Here is a 15258-nt window from a genome sequence, read left to right on the forward strand (position 1 = left end):
CATGGACTTGCACGCGGCCCGTTTCTACGGCGCGAAATCGGAACCGATCGATTCCCAGACCGTCTCCGCCTCGGTGCCTTTGGGCTCTTACGAGTGGCAGATCCTGGACGTTCAGCACGGCGCCACCACGGACTTCTACCAGGTCCTCGTGGCCGATGACGAGGACGCGTTGCACACCGACGCCGGTGCACAGGCGTACCTCGAAGGGCTCTGCGAGTTCGGCGAGGTCCACGGCGACATGTCCGGCAGCTCCGCCCGCCCGCTCGGCGCGGACCAGTCCAATACGTCGCTCGTGGTCGACGAGCGCTGGATCCTCAAAGTCTTCCGCAAACTCGAAGACGGTCTCAACCCCGATGTCGAGTTGCTCACCGGCATCGCGGACTGCCCGCACGTCGCCGGGGTGCGCGGCCACCTCGTGCGCGACGGTCGCACGCTAGCCATGACGCAGGAGCTTATCGACGGCGGACGCGACGGCTTCCAACTCGCCACCACCAACGGACTCAGCGACTCGGACGCCCACGCCCTTGGCGCGGCGATCCGCACCGTGCACGACGCTCTCGCATCGGCCTTCGCCGTGGACAACGTCCCGGCCAGCCAGATTCGGGACTCCCTTAACGCGCACCTCGACGAGCTGGTCGACCAGGCCGAACAGCTCCGTGCGCACGAGGGAACGCTGCGTGAGATCTACTCCCGCATTCCCGACGGTGACCTGCCCGTCCAACGCATCCACGGCGACCTTCACCTCGGCCAGACACTGTACGTTCCTGCCTCGGAGCCGGATACCGGCACCGGGCACTGGTACCTCATCGACTTCGAGGGCGAGCCCGCTCGCCCTTTGGAGCAGCGCCGCCAACCGGACCACGCGTTGCGCGACGTGGCGGGAATGGTGCGATCCTTCGGGTACGCGGAGCTTGGAAACACGGACAATCTCCTCGCGGGGTACGGCACGGACATGGACGCGGTGCTGGCGGCCTATGTCGCGGACAAGGCCGCGTACGAGGTCGTGTACGAAGCCAACAACCGCCCCGACTGGGTGGATATCCCGCTGAAGGCGATCAGGGAGCTGGGTTAGACGGAGGCGTCGAAAAGCATTAGCTCAGTCACTTTCGTGCCGTCCACGTGTCAAGTAACTGGTTTCACCTGCGTCACATTCGACCTGGGGTAACGGAACGCGGTTTTCGACGGCACGAAAATGCGGTCTTTCGCATGTGTGAGAACGGGTACGAACAGGGGCACCCACGAGGATTTTCATGCAATAGGATCTTGATCCCAGCCGGCGGAATGCTAGGGTAACCCCTACTAATTCGTTCATTTCCCCCGGGAGGCGTTATGTCTACTGCTGTTACCGGCACAGCGAAGGGCTCAGAACAGGGCGGTGCTTCGAAGACCGCTGTTGTGGTCACCGCGCTGGCGCTGTTCTCCATGTTCTTCGGCGCGGGCAACCTGATTTTCCCGCCGATGTTGGCCGTTCAGGCCGGCGATAATTTCTGGCCAGCGGTCCTCGGCTTCCTCACCACCGGTGCTCTGCTGCCGGTGCTGGCTGTGATCGCCATTGCCTTGTCCGGCTCAAACGTCCGTGACCTCGCGCAGCGCGCCGGCACGTTCTTCGGCGTCATCTTCCCGATCCTGGCCTACCTGTCCATCGGCGCCTTTTACGCTCTGCCGCGTACCGGTGCCGTCTCCTTCGAGGTGGCCATGACACCGGTGTTCGGCTTGGAGGGCACTGTTCCGCGTGCGCTGTTCAACATCGTGTTCTTCGGCATTGCTCTGGCATTGTCCTGGAACCCCACCCGGATCACCGACACTCTGGGCAAGTTCCTCACCCCGGCGCTGGTGATCCTGCTGATCATCATGATCGGCACCGCGATCTTCACCATGACCAACCAGGGTTACACTCCGAGCGAGGATTACGCGAATAACGCCTACACCACCGGTGTCCTCGAGGGCTACCTGACGATGGACTCCATCGCTGCCCTGGCGTTTTCCATCGTGATCATCTCCTCCCTGCGCTTCAAGGGCCTGGGCGAGGGCAAGCCGCTGGTCCGCGGCACCATCTTCGCAGGTCTCGGCGCCGGCATTATGCTCGCGCTCATTTACCTCGGCCTGGGTCTGATCGGCCGCGCAATGCCGAACGCCGAGCAGTACGACAACGGCGCACCACTGCTTTCTGACGCCGCCCTGCAGATAATGGGCAAGCCCGGCCAGATCATCTTCGCCCTGATCGTTGTGCTGGCCTGCATGACCACCGCGATCGGCCTGATCACCGCCACCGCAGAGTACTTCTCCGAGCAGGTCGCTGGCTCCTACCGCACCTGGGCCATCATCTTCGCTGTCGCCTCTGCGATCATGGCCACCCAAGGCCTGAACTTCGTCATGGCTGTCGCGGCTCCGGTGATCGGGTTCCTCTACCCGCCTGCCATTGCGCTGATCTTCGTGACGCTCATCGAGCCGCTCTTCCGCTCCCGCACGCGCTTGCGCTGGGGCTTCTTCCTGCCCATCTGGGTTGCTGTCGCGTGGTCCCTGATCTCCACCTTCATCAGCTTGGGCTGGGGTGCTGACGCCCTGACCCCGCTGGTCAGCTGGTCCCCGATGCAGGCGTACGACCTCGGCTGGCTGCTGCCGACCGCTGTCGCCTTCGTCATCGGCGTGATCATCGACCTGGCACGTCCGGCTGCACCGATGGAGATCGGCACGCAGCGAACCGTCGATGGTGACGAGCCGTACGCGGTGACTGAATCGACAGACGCCGAGCGCGTTTAGCAAGCCAACACTTCGTCGGCCGGCATCTTCGTCAGATGTCGGCGGATTGAATCTTCCGATGACCGCTACCTCTTCGACAAAGCCCGTTTCGCGGTCACCACTTCGCGCAGCAACCCAGTTCCACTGTCCATGCTCAGCACAGAATTCCCCTGATCGGTCACCCGGGCCCTCCGCAAAACTGACCTCACAACCGTCCGCAAGGTTGGGAATGATCGGCGATGCATGGCGTTGTACCAAGCATGGATCAGTCAACTTCTTCTTCCACGCGAGCAACCCTGTCCCTCCTCGACTTTTGCACCGTGCGCGACAACGAGACCGCAGGTGAATCCATGCAGCGGTCGGTCGAATTGGCCCAGACGGGTGAACGGTTGGGCTATGATCGTGTCTGGTACTCCGAGCACCACAACATGCCGTCGATCGCCTCGTCCTCTCCGGCAGTGCTGATCTCCCACATCGCTGCTAAGACGGAGAAGATCCGGCTCGGCGCTGGCGGTGTCATGCTGCCGAATCACTCGCCGTACGTCATTGCAGAACAGTTCGGCACCCTCGCCGAGCTCTACCCGGACCGCATTGACCTTGGCCTGGGCCGCGCGCCCGGCACGGATCAGCAGACGCTGGGCGCTGCTTTGCGGCGTGACCCTCGCGCCGCCGACAACTTCCCCAACGACGTCTTGGAGCTGCAGGGTTACTTGGCCGGCAAACCCGTCATCCCGGGCGTGACTGCGGTCCCGGGGGCTGGGACGAACGTGCCGCTGTACATTCTCGGCTCATCGATGTTCGGTGCCTCGTTGGCGGCGAAGATCGGTCTGCCCTACTCGTTCGCTTCGCACTTTGCGCCGACCCACCTGGTGGAGGCGACGAAGTACTACCGCGAGAACTTCCAACCCTCCGAGTACTGCGAGGAGCCGTATGTGATTGCGGCGGTGAACGTGACGGCGTCGGACAGCGAAGAGGACGCTGCGCGGCAAACGGAGTTAGTGCATCGTGCTCGTGTCCGCGCGCTGCTGGGTCGCCAGGGGCGCGTGCTGAGCGAGGAACAGCTTGACGCTGTGATGAACGCGCCGCAGGGCCAGCAGATCGTGGGCATGCTGCGCTACACGGCCCAGGGCACAAGCGAGCAGATCACCGATTATCTGGAGCAGTTCCAGGAGCTTTCTGGAGCCGATGAGCTGATGATTTCCCTGCAGTCCCCCACCCACGAAGAGTCGCTGCGCTCGATGGAGATCCTCTCGGATGCGTGGGCTTAGCGGGCACTGACCCTGTCGACAACGCTCATGGGCAGTTCATTAAAGTAAAGGCCGCTGAACACATTCGGATGAACGCATATCAAGAGGAGTGGGGATCATTTCACGCCGGCAGCAGCACGAGGAAATCGCCGAGTACCTCCAAGATTTGATCCAAAGCGGCGAACTTGCCCCCGGCGATCCGCTTCCCTCCGAAGCTGAGCTGTGCGAGAAGTTCGATTCTTCCCGCGGCCCGGTGCGCCAAGCGGTGGCCACCTTGCGTGCCGACGGCCTGATCTCCTCCGGCCGCGGACGCCGCTCCATTGTTCTGCTCGCGCCGTCGACAAGCAGCTTCGACGCTCTCCTATCCGTCTCTGCCCTGATGAAGGAGCAAGGCCGCACATCCGGCGGGAAAATCCTGCGGATAGCTCGCGAACCGGCTGATGACCGTACAGCTCGGGCCCTCCAGCTTGAGCAGGGCGACCCGGTTGTCGAGGTCGAACGGGTGCGTTCCGCAGACGGTGTGCCCGCCGTGATCGAGCGTCTGGTGTTTCCGTTCAAGATCGGTGAGCGACTGCTCGCGATGTCGGAAGACAACGAGTCTGTGCACGAGATCTTGGCGCAGCACGGGATCAACGCCGACAACGCTGTGCGCATCGGCCAGATCACCACAGCGACTGCGGAGCAGGCAACGTTGCTGGAAATCGAAGAAGGCGCTCCGCTGTGGCACGTGGAACTGCGCGCGTCGACGTTTCAGGGCGAGCACATCGAGTATGCGGAGTATGACTTCCGCGGCGACATGATGCGCTTGGTCATGTCGAATGTCCGCGGCGGGCCGGTGCCGGTGAAGTTCAGCATCATCGATCCGGGCACGCAGCCTGGTGACTACGGTGAATATAACAATTAGCCGAACAAGACCCCCTGTTAACTTTTTGGTAACCTCAGCGCCTATGAAACCAGTCATGTGCGCTGCTGCTCTTGCCCTAGCAGGGGCACTAGCAGGGTGTTCCGCAGGCAGCACAGCCACAAACGTGGGGCGGATCGAGCCCGGCAGCGTCGTCGTGGGCACCACGTCCGCGCCCGAGTCGCTCGATTTCACCACTACGTCAGGCGCGGCGATTCCGCAGGCGCTCATGAACAATGTCTACGAAACGCTCGTGCGTATCGACGAATCCGGCAACCCCGCCCCGTTCCTCGCCGAGAGCTGGGACATCAGCGACGACCGGACCGAATACACCTTCCACCTCAAAGAGGGGGTGACCTTTTCCAACGGGGACGAGTTCACTGCTGAAACGGCCGCGTTCTCCATCAACTACGTCAAGGACTCCTGGACCAACGGTTTGAAGGCGCAGATGGACCCGGTGGTGGGGGCAGAGGCTGCGGATAAGCACACGCTGAAGGTGACACTCGACGCGCCGTCGAATAGCTGGCTGTGGTCCATGGGCACGCTCACGGGCGCCATGATGACGCCGAGCGGTGTTGACGCGCTGGCCACGACACCTGTAGGCACGGGCCCGTACACCGTGAAGCACTTCGCGGTGGGCGAGTCGATCTCCTTCGACGCGCGCGAAGACTACTGGGGTGAAGGCGCACAGCAGGACGCTGCGATCAGGTACTTCTCCGACGCGGTCTCCTCGGTCAACGCACTGCGCGTCGGCGATGTGGATGTGGTGTGGTCGCTGCAGGCCCCTGAGCTGCTGCAGACGCTTCCCGACGATTTCGATGTTCAGGTGGGCACCACCAACGGCGAAGTAGTACTGAGCCTCAACAACCGGCGCGCCCCCTTCGACGACCCGGCTGTGCGCCGCGCGGTAGCCTACGCGATCGATCGACGCGCACTCAATGACGTCGTCTGGTCTGGGATGGCCACCGACACCGGTGGCGCACCCGTACCGCCGACAGACCCGTGGTTCACGGGGCAGGATTACTATCCCTTTGATCCGGACAAAGCCCGCGAGCTTCTTGCCGGCCGCGAACCCGAGATCACACTGACCATCCCCTCGCTGCCCTACGCCCAGGACGCGGCGGAGCTGATTTTCTCGCAGCTATCCGATGTCGGCTTTCACGTGAAGCTGGAGACCGTCGAGTTCCCCGCCGTGTGGTTGGGTCAAGTGCTCAAACAGGCGGATTACCAGGCCTCGCTCATCGCGCACGTGGAGCCGCGGGACATGCAGAACTTGTTCGGCAATCCGGAGTATTACCTCGGCTACGACTCTGAAAAGGTACGCGAGGATTTCGCCCTCGCCGACGCCGGTGACCAGCAAGAGCAGGTCGCAGGGATGCAAGCAGCGGTGAACACCATCATGGCGGACGTGGGCGCCCTGACGTTGGCCAATGCCCCGAACATCGTGGTCACTGCACCCGGAGTGACCGGTGTGGACCCGAACGTGGTCACTGACGGTCTCGACCTAGCGGGGGTGAAGAAGAAATGAAGCAGATCGGACTCGCTCTGTTGCGGTTCGTGCTCATGCTGTTCGCCGCCAGCGTGATCATCTTCGTGCTGCTGCGCGCAGTTCCGGGCGACCCGGCGCGCATCGCGCTCGGCGTGACCGCAACGGACGAGGATGTCGCGGCGTTGGCGGCGCAGCTCGGCACCGACCGGCCGCTTGTGGTGCAGTACTTCGACTGGATCGGCAGCCTGCTCACCGGCGACTTCGGCGTCTCACTGTCCAGCCAGCAGGAGATCACTCCCCTGGTGTGGGACCGGGTGCAGGTCTCGCTGATCCTGACGGTATCCGCCATGGTGCTCTCTTTGCTCATCGCCATCCCGCTGGGCACATTGTTGGCGCGGCGGAACTCAGCGATGCTCGGGGCTCTGACGCAGATTGGCATTGCTGTGCCCAGCTTCCTTGCCGGCATCCTCGCGATCGCGGTGTTTTCCGTGTGGCTCGGTTGGCTCCCGGCGAACGGCTGGTCGCCGCCGAATGCGGGATTCGGGAAATTCCTCTCCCACCTCGTACTGCCAGTGGTGTCTTTGACGCTCGTGCAAGCGGCCATCCTCACCCGATACGTCCGCTCTGCCGTCGCAGAAGAAATGGATAAAGACTACGTGCGCACAGCACGTTCCATCGGGCTGTCCACGCGCGAAGCGCTTTACCGGCACGCACTGAAAAACGCGCTCTTGCCGGTGCTCACCGTCGCTGGTCTCCAGATGAGCACGCTCATTGTGGGCGCCGTCGTCATTGAAAGAGTCTTCGTCATTCCGGGTGTCGGCTCGATGCTTCTCGACGCTGTAGCCACCCGCGACCTGACTACCGTTCAAACCATCATGATGCTGCTGGTCGTGTTCACCCTGGCCGTGACTCTCTTGGTGGACCTGCTCTACCGGCTGGTCGACCCGCGTTTGAGGAGGCAAGCATGAGACGGTTCCCTGCGACCTTCTGGGTGGGCGCGGTGCTGGTCGGTATCGTCGTCACGCTGGGGCTCATCGCGCTGGTGTGGACGCCGTACAACCCTGTCCAAGCGAACCCCGAACAGCGACTGGAGGCGCTTTCCGCCACCCATTGGATGGGCACGGACCAGTACGGCCGCGACATGCTCAGCCGCATCATGGACGGTGCCCGCATCTCGCTGCTGGTCGCGTTCGGCTCGGTCGCGTTGTCAGCACTGATCGGAGTGCCGCTGGGCATGTGGGCGGGCATGTCCCGCGGCTGGATTGAGACACTCATCATGCGCTCCAACGACCTGCTGTTGGCCTTCCCCGCTTTGCTGTTGGCCATCGTGTTCACCGCGGTGTTCGGCGCGTCAATGTGGATCGTGGTGCTGGCGATCGGCATCGCGGGCATCCCCGGCTTCGCACGCGTGGCGCGGGTAGGCACACTGCAGGTCATGGCGCAGGACTACATTCTCTCCGCCCGGGTCTCTCGCGTGCCCGGCCCGGTCATCGCGTGGCGGCACGTGCTGCCCAATATCGCTGCGATCCTCATTGTTCAGGTCTCCGTCGCGCTCGCGCTGGCCATCCTCGCTGAGGCCGGTTTGTCCTTCCTCGGATTGGGCACGCCCGCCCCGTACGCTTCCTGGGGCAGGATGCTGCAGGCTTCCCAGGCCTATCTGGCCACCGCACCCCACCTTGCGCTATGGCCTGGGCTGGCTATCGCGGCGACAGTCCTTGGGCTCAATCTGCTGAGCGACGGCCTCCAGACCGCCTGGAAGGTGAAACGATGACAACTCCCTTGGTGCATGTAGAAAGCCTCTCGATCCCCCGGATCCTGGAGGACATTTCCTTCGACATCTCCCCCGGTGAGCGCGTGGGCCTGATCGGTGAGTCCGGCTCCGGCAAATCCATGACCGCCATGTCCATCATGGGCTTGGTCGACCCGCGGCTGAAGGTCTCCGGTTCGATCACCGTGCATGGCCAAGAAGTGACCCGCAGCATGCGCGGCACCACCGTGGCCATGGTCTTCCAGGAACCGATGACCGCACTTGACCCGCTCATGACGGTCGAGCGCCAAGTCGCTGAGGCCAGCTCGCTAGATCGCGCGCGCGAACTCCTGCGCGAGGTCGGCATTGAGCGCACCGCCGCCTATCCGCACGAGCTCTCCGGCGGCCAGCGCCAGCGCGTGCTCATCGCCCTAGCTATTGCCGGCGACCCGGACCTGCTCATTTGCGACGAGCCAACCACAGCCCTCGACGTGACCGTTCAGGCGCAGATCCTCGATCTGCTCGACCGCCTGGTCCGGGAGCGCAACATGGCGCTGCTGTTCATCACCCACGACCTTGGCGTCATCTCCCGGATGACGGACCGGATCATCGTGCTCAAGGACGGACGCATCGTTGACCCCGACGCGGACCTGAAGAATCCGCAGGTGGACTACACAGCACAGTTGGTCGCGGCGTCGCGGCCGGGGGAACCGGCGCTGGTGCGCGACGCGGATAAGCCGATCGTTGAACTTGACCACGTCACCTGGCGCCGCGGTGACACGCTCGCGCTTGATGACGTCTCTTTGACCGTCCGCAAAGGCGAGCGCCTCGGCATCGTCGGTGGATCGGGCTCGGGCAAGACTTCGTTGCTGCGACTCATCGCAGGTCTAGGTGAGCCAGATAGTGGCACCGTGCGTGTCGACGGCGGCTTGCAGATGGTCTTCCAAGACCCCTACTCCTCGCTGAATCCGCGCCGGAAAGTGCGCGATTCGATCCGCGAATCCGGCACCGATAAGCAACGCGCGGATGAGGTGCTGGCCCAAGTCGGCCTGGAGGGCACGGGCGATCGTCTTCCCAACGAGTTCTCCGGCGGGCAGCGCCAACGCATCTCCATTGCGCGCGCCGCTGCCCCGCGCCCGGAAATCCTCATTGCCGACGAGCCAGTTTCGGCGCTCGACGTGTCAGTGCGGGCTCAGGTGCTCGAGCTTCTCGACGACCTTGTGGTCCACGACAAACTCACCCTCATCTTCGTTTCCCACGACCTGTCCGTCGTACGGCAGGTGTGCCCCACGATCGCGGTGCTGCACAAGGGCCGCATCGTGGAGACCGGCCCGACCGAAGACGTGTGGGCGAACCCGCAGCACGAGTACACGCGCAAGCTGCTGGCCTCCATCCCTGCGTTCGAGTATTAGCGCTCAAACGCAGGAAGGAGATCGCCGCTAACGCAGAACGGTGACCGATCCGTCCTGGTTGACGTTGACCTTCGCAGACGTCGCCGCGGCCAGGTTGACGCGCTGCCAGGAACCGCCCTCCGCTTGCCAGTCCAGCGGGTTGCCCGGCGCGGTGGCGGTCTGCGCAATGACCTGCGCGCGCTGGTGGTAGTTGAGCTCGGGGAAGCTCGCCGCGATGAGCGTCGGCGCTGCCTGCGGGACGATCATCGGGGCGTCGGTGCGGTAGATCGGCTTGAAGTCGTAGGTGTTCCACTTCGTGGTCTGCTCCACGGCCGTCGCGGTGGGCACATACGGTTTATCGGATGCCACCAGCTCCGGAATGGACTTGCCGGTGCGCCACTGCATCTCGGCGCGCAGCTCAGCGGCAGCCTGGTCGAACGCGTTGCGCATCTTCGGGTCATTCAGACGATCCGCAGCAGCAGCCTGGCCGGACATGCGCCCGCCGATGACATCGAGCGGGTAGTGCACCCCCAGCACGATCCGGCTGTGACCGGCTTCAGCACCACGGTAGTGGAGCTGCGGGGCAGCCTCCGGGACCATGTACGCCAGCAGCGAAGTGACCAGCGCAGCCTGGTTGGTGTGGCCGGACGGGAAAGACTTCGAGGTCAGGTACAGGTCCTCCCCCGGCGGGTTGTAGCGCTTGATGCGATCCGGGGCGACCACGTGCGGGCGGTTGTAGTTGAAGATCTGCTTCTCGGCGAAGGTGGAGCTGGCGATGCCGCCGGAGCGGGCCAGGTAGCCGTTACCCAGCAGGTACTGCGTCTTGGGTAGGCGGCCTTCGCGCAGGGCGTCGCGGAACTGCTTGCCGAATTCCTCGCCAAGACCCTCCGACAGCGTCACCAGCAGCTCGTCGGAGGAGGCGACAGCGTCGACCTGAGCGCGGCGCACCAGCTCCGGGTCGGAGGATGCAGCATTGTTGATGGCGATGACCTGCTGCAGGTTGGAGTCCATCACGTCGGGGCGGTTGTCGCGCAGGGACGGGAAGAGGCGGTTGACCTCGGCGTAAATGCCGTACTGGTAAGGCGAGATATCGGAAATGTAGCCGGCCAGGTAATCCGGGCTGAACGGCACCGGTTGCGGGGCGCCGCTGGCCTCGCGGGGAACCTGTCCGGTCGAGGATCCGGTGTTCGGATCGCGCAGCTGCGGCACTGTGACCTTGGAGTTCGGCGGGAGGTTGAAGTTCACGTGACCCAACGGCTGAGCGTGAGCCGGGGCGGCGGTGAGCGAAACAGCAGGAACGGCAACGGCCAGTGCGGTGGAGAAAATGGCAGGGAGGAGACGCTTCATGCGATGAGAGTAACCCGGCCCCGCACACCCTGCAGTACTTCCCTACCCTGGGGGTATGGCAGAGATTGTTGTGGTCGGTTCCATCAACGCAGACCTGACCGTGGGTGTCGCGCGCCACCCCCATCCGGGCGAGACTCTTCTGGGCACTGGCGGGGGCATCTCCGCTGGCGGCAAGGGCGCGAACCAGGCCGTTGCCGCCGCGCGGCTGGGCAGTTCCGTCGCCATGGTCGGCGCTGTCGGCGACGACACCAACGCCGAGGACGCGACCGCTCTACTGAAAGAAGCGGGGGTAGATCTCAGTGGAGTTATCATCGGCACGGAAGTCACTGGCTTAGCCGTGATCACCGTCGCTGAGGACGGAGAGAACACGATCATCGTGGTGCCGGGGGCGAATGGGGAGATGGGGGCTGGTGCCGTCGAGAAGCAAAAAGCTCTCATCGAGACAGCGGAACTTGTCCTGCTGCAAGGCGAAATCCCTGCTGACGGTTTCAAGCGCTCGGTCGAGCTGAGCCGTGGGCGCGTGGTGATCAATCTAGCGCCGGTCATCGACGTCGACCAAGACGTTCTCCTGCGGGCCGATCCGCTCGTGGTGAACGAGCATGAGGCTGCCGGCGTGCTGGAGATGCTCGGCCACGCCTCCCCAGACGACCCGCAGAAGCAGCTGGACGCGTTGATGCAGGCTGGCTTTGCTTCCGTGGTGATCACGCTCGGCGCAGACGGTGCACTCGTCGCAGCCGACGGCATGAGCGAGAAGATCGACTCTCCGCGTGTGCAGGCGGTGGACACGGTCGGGGCGGGCGACGCGTTCACGGGTGCGCTGTGCCACCAGCTCGTCCACGGCGCAGACATCGTGGACGCCGCGCGCTTCGCCGCGAAGGTCGGCGCATTCTCCGTGACCCGGCACGGAGCCCAAGCCTCCTACCCGCTAGCAGGAGAGCTCTAGCAAGCCCCGGCTAGCGGCAGATGTAGAACAACAGCGCAGGGTCGAGGACATGCTCTTCGGTGTACTCAAACATGGCATCCAAAGTCTCGAACATGGTGTCCATGCCGGATAGTCTAACGCTGCGAAGCACCCTCGCCGTGCATTGCGTCATAAATCCCGCGGAACAGTTCTGCGCCGTGGGCATAGATCGCGTCATGGGCCCAATCGGGGTGCGACCAGACCTTCATGTTCCCAATCTTCGCTGCGTTTTCGCAGGCCATCTCGAAGGGAATGTACATGTCTTGCTCGTATAGAGCAACTACTGCCGGGACCTCGTTGACGTAGAGCTGCTCCTCGTTGAACACGCGTGGGAAGTCCGTCTTCTGCGCGAGCTTGTGCACCTCCTCGCGGAACGGGATCAGTGCCGGATCTTCGTCGAAGTGGTGTTTGAAGAAGTAGTTGCCCAGCAGATAGTACGGCTCGCCCAGGTTCGTCGGGTCTGCGTCAAGCCGAAAGCCTGGGCGTCCGGCCATCGTGCGTTCCGCCGCCCAGTTCGGCGCCTGCCCCGGCCCGCCAAAGAGCGTTTCGTGCAGCACCGCCCACAGCGGGTTGCGTTCCAGCGAGACAAAGTCGTTGACCATCGCCAGGAAGTCTTTGCGCAACCGCTTGTCCGCTTGACGGCGGTCAAACGGCTCCTCCAACAAAATCGCCAACGAATGAAAACCCTGCTCCTCGCCGAGCGCAACACCGACGAAACGGAAACGGTTCGCGGTGAGCCGCTCTCCCGTGGGCAGGAATTCCTCGACGTTGTTCAAATGGTCGCAGATCTCCCGGACGCGCTCTTGCGCATTCGGCACCGTGGCGTAGAAGTCCTCGATGCGCGCGTGGAAAAGGCCGAGTGTGACCTCGTTGTACACCTCGGGCGACCAGCCCAGCTGCGGCAATGCTCCGGTGAGATACGCGTGGCCGATGCCGCCCGGTGCCCACGAGAGGTAACTTCCAGTGCACAACGCGCCGAACGAGTTGCCCAGCACGTCCCACTTCGCAAACCCCAGGTGCCGGCGCAAATCCTCCGCGTCAGCGACGACATCGGGACAGCGGAGTTTGGACAAGATGCGTTCGTCGATAAGCTCCGGCGTGCCGCGGTCGATCTTGCCGGAACGACCCGTGCCGCGTTCATCCATGAGGAAGATGCGGTAGTGCTGCAACGCCTCCGGAATCCAGCCCTGCATGAAGCGCGGTGCGGGGTTGCCGGGGCCGCCTTGGAGAAACAACAGTGGCGGAAGGCTCTCTCCGTCCCCGTGCGCGTAGAGCTCGCGCGCGAACAGCTCGAAGGTGCCCAACTCCGGGCGCTCGCGGTCCCACGGGACCTGAAGCGTATGTTCCCGCGTACGCGCGTTCGGGGGGATGATTGTGGAGATCATCAGATAAGTATGCCAGAACCTGGTTGAATCTTGAGCACACCTAAAACCCAGGAAGGCGATACTTCATGTCCAGCACGAGAAGCACACGGCCCTCCGGCAGCCCCCTGCCGAAGCCGATCCGCTCGGTGATGCACCCCGACGCCAGCCTGAAGGCCCGCGACAAAGACAAGTACCCCGACGGGATGCACCCCGGTCTGATCCGCGGCATCAGCGTTGAAGAGCAGCGCTACGAATTCGGAGTGGACAAGGTCGTCTTCGGTGTCGCGGCAGCGCTCATCGTGGGATTCATCGCGTGGGGTGTCTACAGCCCGGAATCGGTTTCGGAGAAAGCAGGTGAAGCATTCGCCTGGGGCATGGAGCACGCCGGATGGCTGTTCAACATCGTGATGTTCGTCTGCGTGCTTCTCGTTGCGGTGATTGCGCTCAGCCGCATGGGCCAGATCCGTCTGGGCAAGGACGACGAGGAACCGGAGTTCGGCCGCTTCTCGTGGGTGGCCATGATGTTTGCCGCAGGCATCGGCGTGGGCATCTTCTTCTTCGGCCCGTCTGAACCGCTGCAATTCTTCCTCGATCCACCACCGCTGACAAACGAGGCCGGCACCGAGACCGCCATGCACCAAGCGCTCGCCCAGTCCAACTTTCACTGGGGTTTGAACCCGTGGGCGATCTACTCCCTCGTGGGCGCGGCCATCGCCTATTCCACCTACCGCCGCGGCCGCCCGCTGTTGATGTCCTCACTCTTCGCGCCGCTGATGGGCGAGTCGAACAACGGCACCATCCTCAGCCGCACCATCGACATCATGGCTGTGGCCGCCACCCTGTTCGGAACCGCGGCATCGCTCGGTATCGCCGCCCTGCAAATCGGGGAAGGTCTCGGCATTGTCACCGACCTCGAAGTGGGCAACCCGATCCTGCTGACCATCATCGGGGCCCTCACCTTGGGCTTTGTCATCTCCGCGGTCTCTGGTGTGTCCAAGGGCATCCGCATCCTGTCGAACACCAACATCACGCTGACTTTCGCGTCAATACTCTTCATCTTCCTCACCGGCCCCACCCTGTTGCTGATCAACCTGATCCCCTCGGGCACGCTGTACTACTTCCACGAGTTCTTCAACATGGCGTCGCGCTCGCTGTCCTGGGGCGAAGAGACGCTGGCGTTCCAATCCGAGTGGACTGCGTTCTACTGGGCATGGTGGATCTCCTGGGCGCCGTTCGTCGGCACGTTCCTGGCAAAAATTTCCCGCGGCCGCACCCTGCGCGAATTCATCCTCATGACCGTGGCCGTGCCTACCGGCATCCTCATCCTGGCATTCAGCATCTTCGGCGGCACTGCGATCTCCTTCTCACGCGAGGGCGTCCCCGGGTTCGACGGCGAGTCCACGCCAGAACAAGTGCTTTTCTCGCTTTTCGACGCGCTTCCGCTATCCAACTTCACCCCCTACCTGCTCATCGCTATCCTGGCCGTCTTCTTCATCACCACCGCAGACTCTGCTTCCGTGGTCATGGGCACCATGTCCTCGAAGGGCGACCCGGAATCCAACAAGATGGTCTCCATCTTCTGGGGCCTGTGCATGATGGGCGTGGCCGTGGTGATGCTGCTGGCCGGCGGCGAGGATGCCCTAAGCGGCCTGCAGTCGCTGACGGTGCTGATCGCCCTGCCCTTCTCGCTGGTGGTGTTGGGCCTGTTGTTCTCCTTCGTCCGCGACCTGACCACTGATCCGCACACCATCCGTGACCGTTACGCGGAGTCCGCGCTGCAGTACGCGGTGTGGCACGGCCTTGAGGATTATGGCGACAACTTCGAGCTGGTAATCAAGGAGTCGCGCTACGGTGACGGTGCAGGCAAGGACTTTGACTCCTCCGATGACAAGTACACCAGCTGGTACGAGCGTTATGACGAAGACGGCAACCGCGTCGGCTACGACTACGAAACCGACACATGGGAAGACGGCTACACCCGCGAGGAAGTCGACGACCGAGTCGACGAGGACGACCCTGATTCCGATGTCGAATCCGAAACGGGCGAACAAACGGCAGACTCCGAACGTTAG

The 15258-nt window shown here is 63.3% G+C and carries 12 protein-coding genes; 10 read left to right on the top strand and 2 right to left on the bottom strand.

Features of this window, described 5'->3' with window-relative positions; all coding sequences use genetic code 11:
• The first annotated feature begins 1 nt into the window (after position 1).
• The 8 genes from KBX07_RS07210 (at position 2) to KBX07_RS07245 (ending at position 9535) form a co-directional block, all read left to right on the top strand.
• Entirely contained in the window at positions 2–1072 is a 1071-nt protein-coding gene (locus KBX07_RS07210) for a phosphotransferase (protein ID WP_256023566.1), read from the top strand.
• A gap of 257 nt (positions 1073–1329) precedes the next feature.
• Positions 1330–2760, top strand: a complete 1431-nt coding sequence (brnQ, locus tag KBX07_RS07215) for a branched-chain amino acid transport system II carrier protein (protein WP_256003069.1) — start codon at positions 1330–1332, stop codon at positions 2758–2760.
• Positions 2761–2999: 239 nt separating this feature from the next.
• Positions 3000–4007: an LLM class flavin-dependent oxidoreductase gene (locus KBX07_RS07220; RefSeq protein ID WP_255998213.1), complete on the top strand. Its 1008-nt coding sequence runs from the start codon at positions 3000–3002 to the stop codon at positions 4005–4007.
• 88 nt (positions 4008–4095) lie between these two features.
• The gene (locus KBX07_RS07225; protein ID WP_256003070.1) at positions 4096–4890 is read left to right on the top strand and encodes a GntR family transcriptional regulator; all 795 of its coding nucleotides are present in this window, start codon (positions 4096–4098) and stop codon (positions 4888–4890) included.
• Between the two features lie 43 nt (positions 4891–4933).
• The gene (locus KBX07_RS07230; RefSeq protein WP_305083405.1) at positions 4934–6415 is read left to right on the top strand and encodes an ABC transporter substrate-binding protein; all 1482 of its coding nucleotides are present in this window, start codon (positions 4934–4936) and stop codon (positions 6413–6415) included.
• Positions 6412–7344, top strand: a complete 933-nt coding sequence (locus tag KBX07_RS07235; protein WP_255995545.1) for an ABC transporter permease — start codon at positions 6412–6414, stop codon at positions 7342–7344. Before KBX07_RS07230 ends, KBX07_RS07235 begins: the two co-directional genes overlap by 4 nt.
• Positions 7341–8147 (top strand): ABC transporter permease, encoded by an 807-nt coding sequence (locus KBX07_RS07240; protein ID WP_256003074.1) that lies wholly within the window; start codon positions 7341–7343, stop codon positions 8145–8147. Before KBX07_RS07235 ends, KBX07_RS07240 begins: the two co-directional genes overlap by 4 nt.
• Positions 8144–9535 carry an ABC transporter ATP-binding protein gene (locus KBX07_RS07245; RefSeq protein ID WP_255998208.1) on the top strand — a complete coding sequence of 464 codons (1392 nt, stop codon included), beginning with the start codon at positions 8144–8146 and terminating at the stop codon, positions 9533–9535. The genes KBX07_RS07240 and KBX07_RS07245 overlap by 4 nt, the downstream gene beginning before the upstream one ends.
• Positions 9536–9562: 27 nt before the next feature.
• Here KBX07_RS07245 and KBX07_RS07250 read toward each other — a convergent pair whose 3' ends face one another.
• Positions 9563–10861, bottom strand: coding sequence for a phosphatase PAP2 family protein (locus KBX07_RS07250; RefSeq protein ID WP_005289257.1), 1299 nt, complete (start codon positions 10859–10861; stop codon positions 9563–9565).
• Positions 10862–10916: 55 nt separating this feature from the next.
• On the opposite strand from KBX07_RS07250, the gene KBX07_RS07255 reads away from it, so the two are divergent.
• Entirely contained in the window at positions 10917–11804 is an 888-nt protein-coding gene (locus KBX07_RS07255) for a ribokinase (protein WP_005289255.1), read from the top strand.
• A gap of 113 nt (positions 11805–11917) precedes the next feature.
• Here the strand turns inward: KBX07_RS07255 and KBX07_RS07260 are convergent, their stop codons facing one another.
• Positions 11918–13207, bottom strand: a complete 1290-nt coding sequence (locus KBX07_RS07260; protein WP_256023568.1) for an alpha/beta fold hydrolase — start codon at positions 13205–13207, stop codon at positions 11918–11920.
• A 128-nt stretch (positions 13208–13335) separates the two neighbouring features.
• Between KBX07_RS07260 and KBX07_RS07265 the strand changes: the two genes are divergently transcribed.
• A complete protein-coding gene (locus KBX07_RS07265; protein WP_256023644.1) occupies positions 13336–15258 on the top strand; it encodes a BCCT family transporter in 1923 nt (640 codons plus the stop codon).

This window comes from Corynebacterium sp. CCUG 70398, assembly GCF_024454055.1.
In the GTDB taxonomy this organism is placed as follows: Bacteria; Actinomycetota; Actinomycetes; order Mycobacteriales; family Mycobacteriaceae; genus Corynebacterium; species Corynebacterium genitalium.

What these genes read in the sequence shown, in the direction of transcription:
- KBX07_RS07260 (WP_256023568.1), bottom strand. Translation starts at nt 13,207, where the DNA reads ATGATCTCCACAATCATCCCCCCGAACGCGCGTACGCGGGAACATACG.
- KBX07_RS07265 (WP_256023644.1), top strand. Translation starts at nt 13,336, where the DNA reads ATGCACCCCGACGCCAGCCTGAAGGCCCGCGACAAAGACAAGTACCCC.
- KBX07_RS07220 (WP_255998213.1), top strand. Translation starts at nt 3,000, where the DNA reads ATGGATCAGTCAACTTCTTCTTCCACGCGAGCAACCCTGTCCCTCCTC.
- KBX07_RS07255 (WP_005289255.1), top strand. Translation starts at nt 10,917, where the DNA reads ATGGCAGAGATTGTTGTGGTCGGTTCCATCAACGCAGACCTGACCGTG.
- KBX07_RS07235 (WP_255995545.1), top strand. Translation starts at nt 6,412, where the DNA reads ATGAAGCAGATCGGACTCGCTCTGTTGCGGTTCGTGCTCATGCTGTTC.
- KBX07_RS07245 (WP_255998208.1), top strand. Translation starts at nt 8,144, where the DNA reads ATGACAACTCCCTTGGTGCATGTAGAAAGCCTCTCGATCCCCCGGATC.
- brnQ (WP_256003069.1), top strand. Translation starts at nt 1,330, where the DNA reads ATGTCTACTGCTGTTACCGGCACAGCGAAGGGCTCAGAACAGGGCGGT.
- KBX07_RS07250 (WP_005289257.1), bottom strand. Translation starts at nt 10,861, where the DNA reads ATGAAGCGTCTCCTCCCTGCCATTTTCTCCACCGCACTGGCCGTTGCC.
- KBX07_RS07230 (WP_305083405.1), top strand. Translation starts at nt 4,934, where the DNA reads ATGAAACCAGTCATGTGCGCTGCTGCTCTTGCCCTAGCAGGGGCACTA.
- KBX07_RS07240 (WP_256003074.1), top strand. Translation starts at nt 7,341, where the DNA reads ATGAGACGGTTCCCTGCGACCTTCTGGGTGGGCGCGGTGCTGGTCGGT.
- KBX07_RS07210 (WP_256023566.1), top strand. Translation starts at nt 2, where the DNA reads ATGGACTTGCACGCGGCCCGTTTCTACGGCGCGAAATCGGAACCGATC.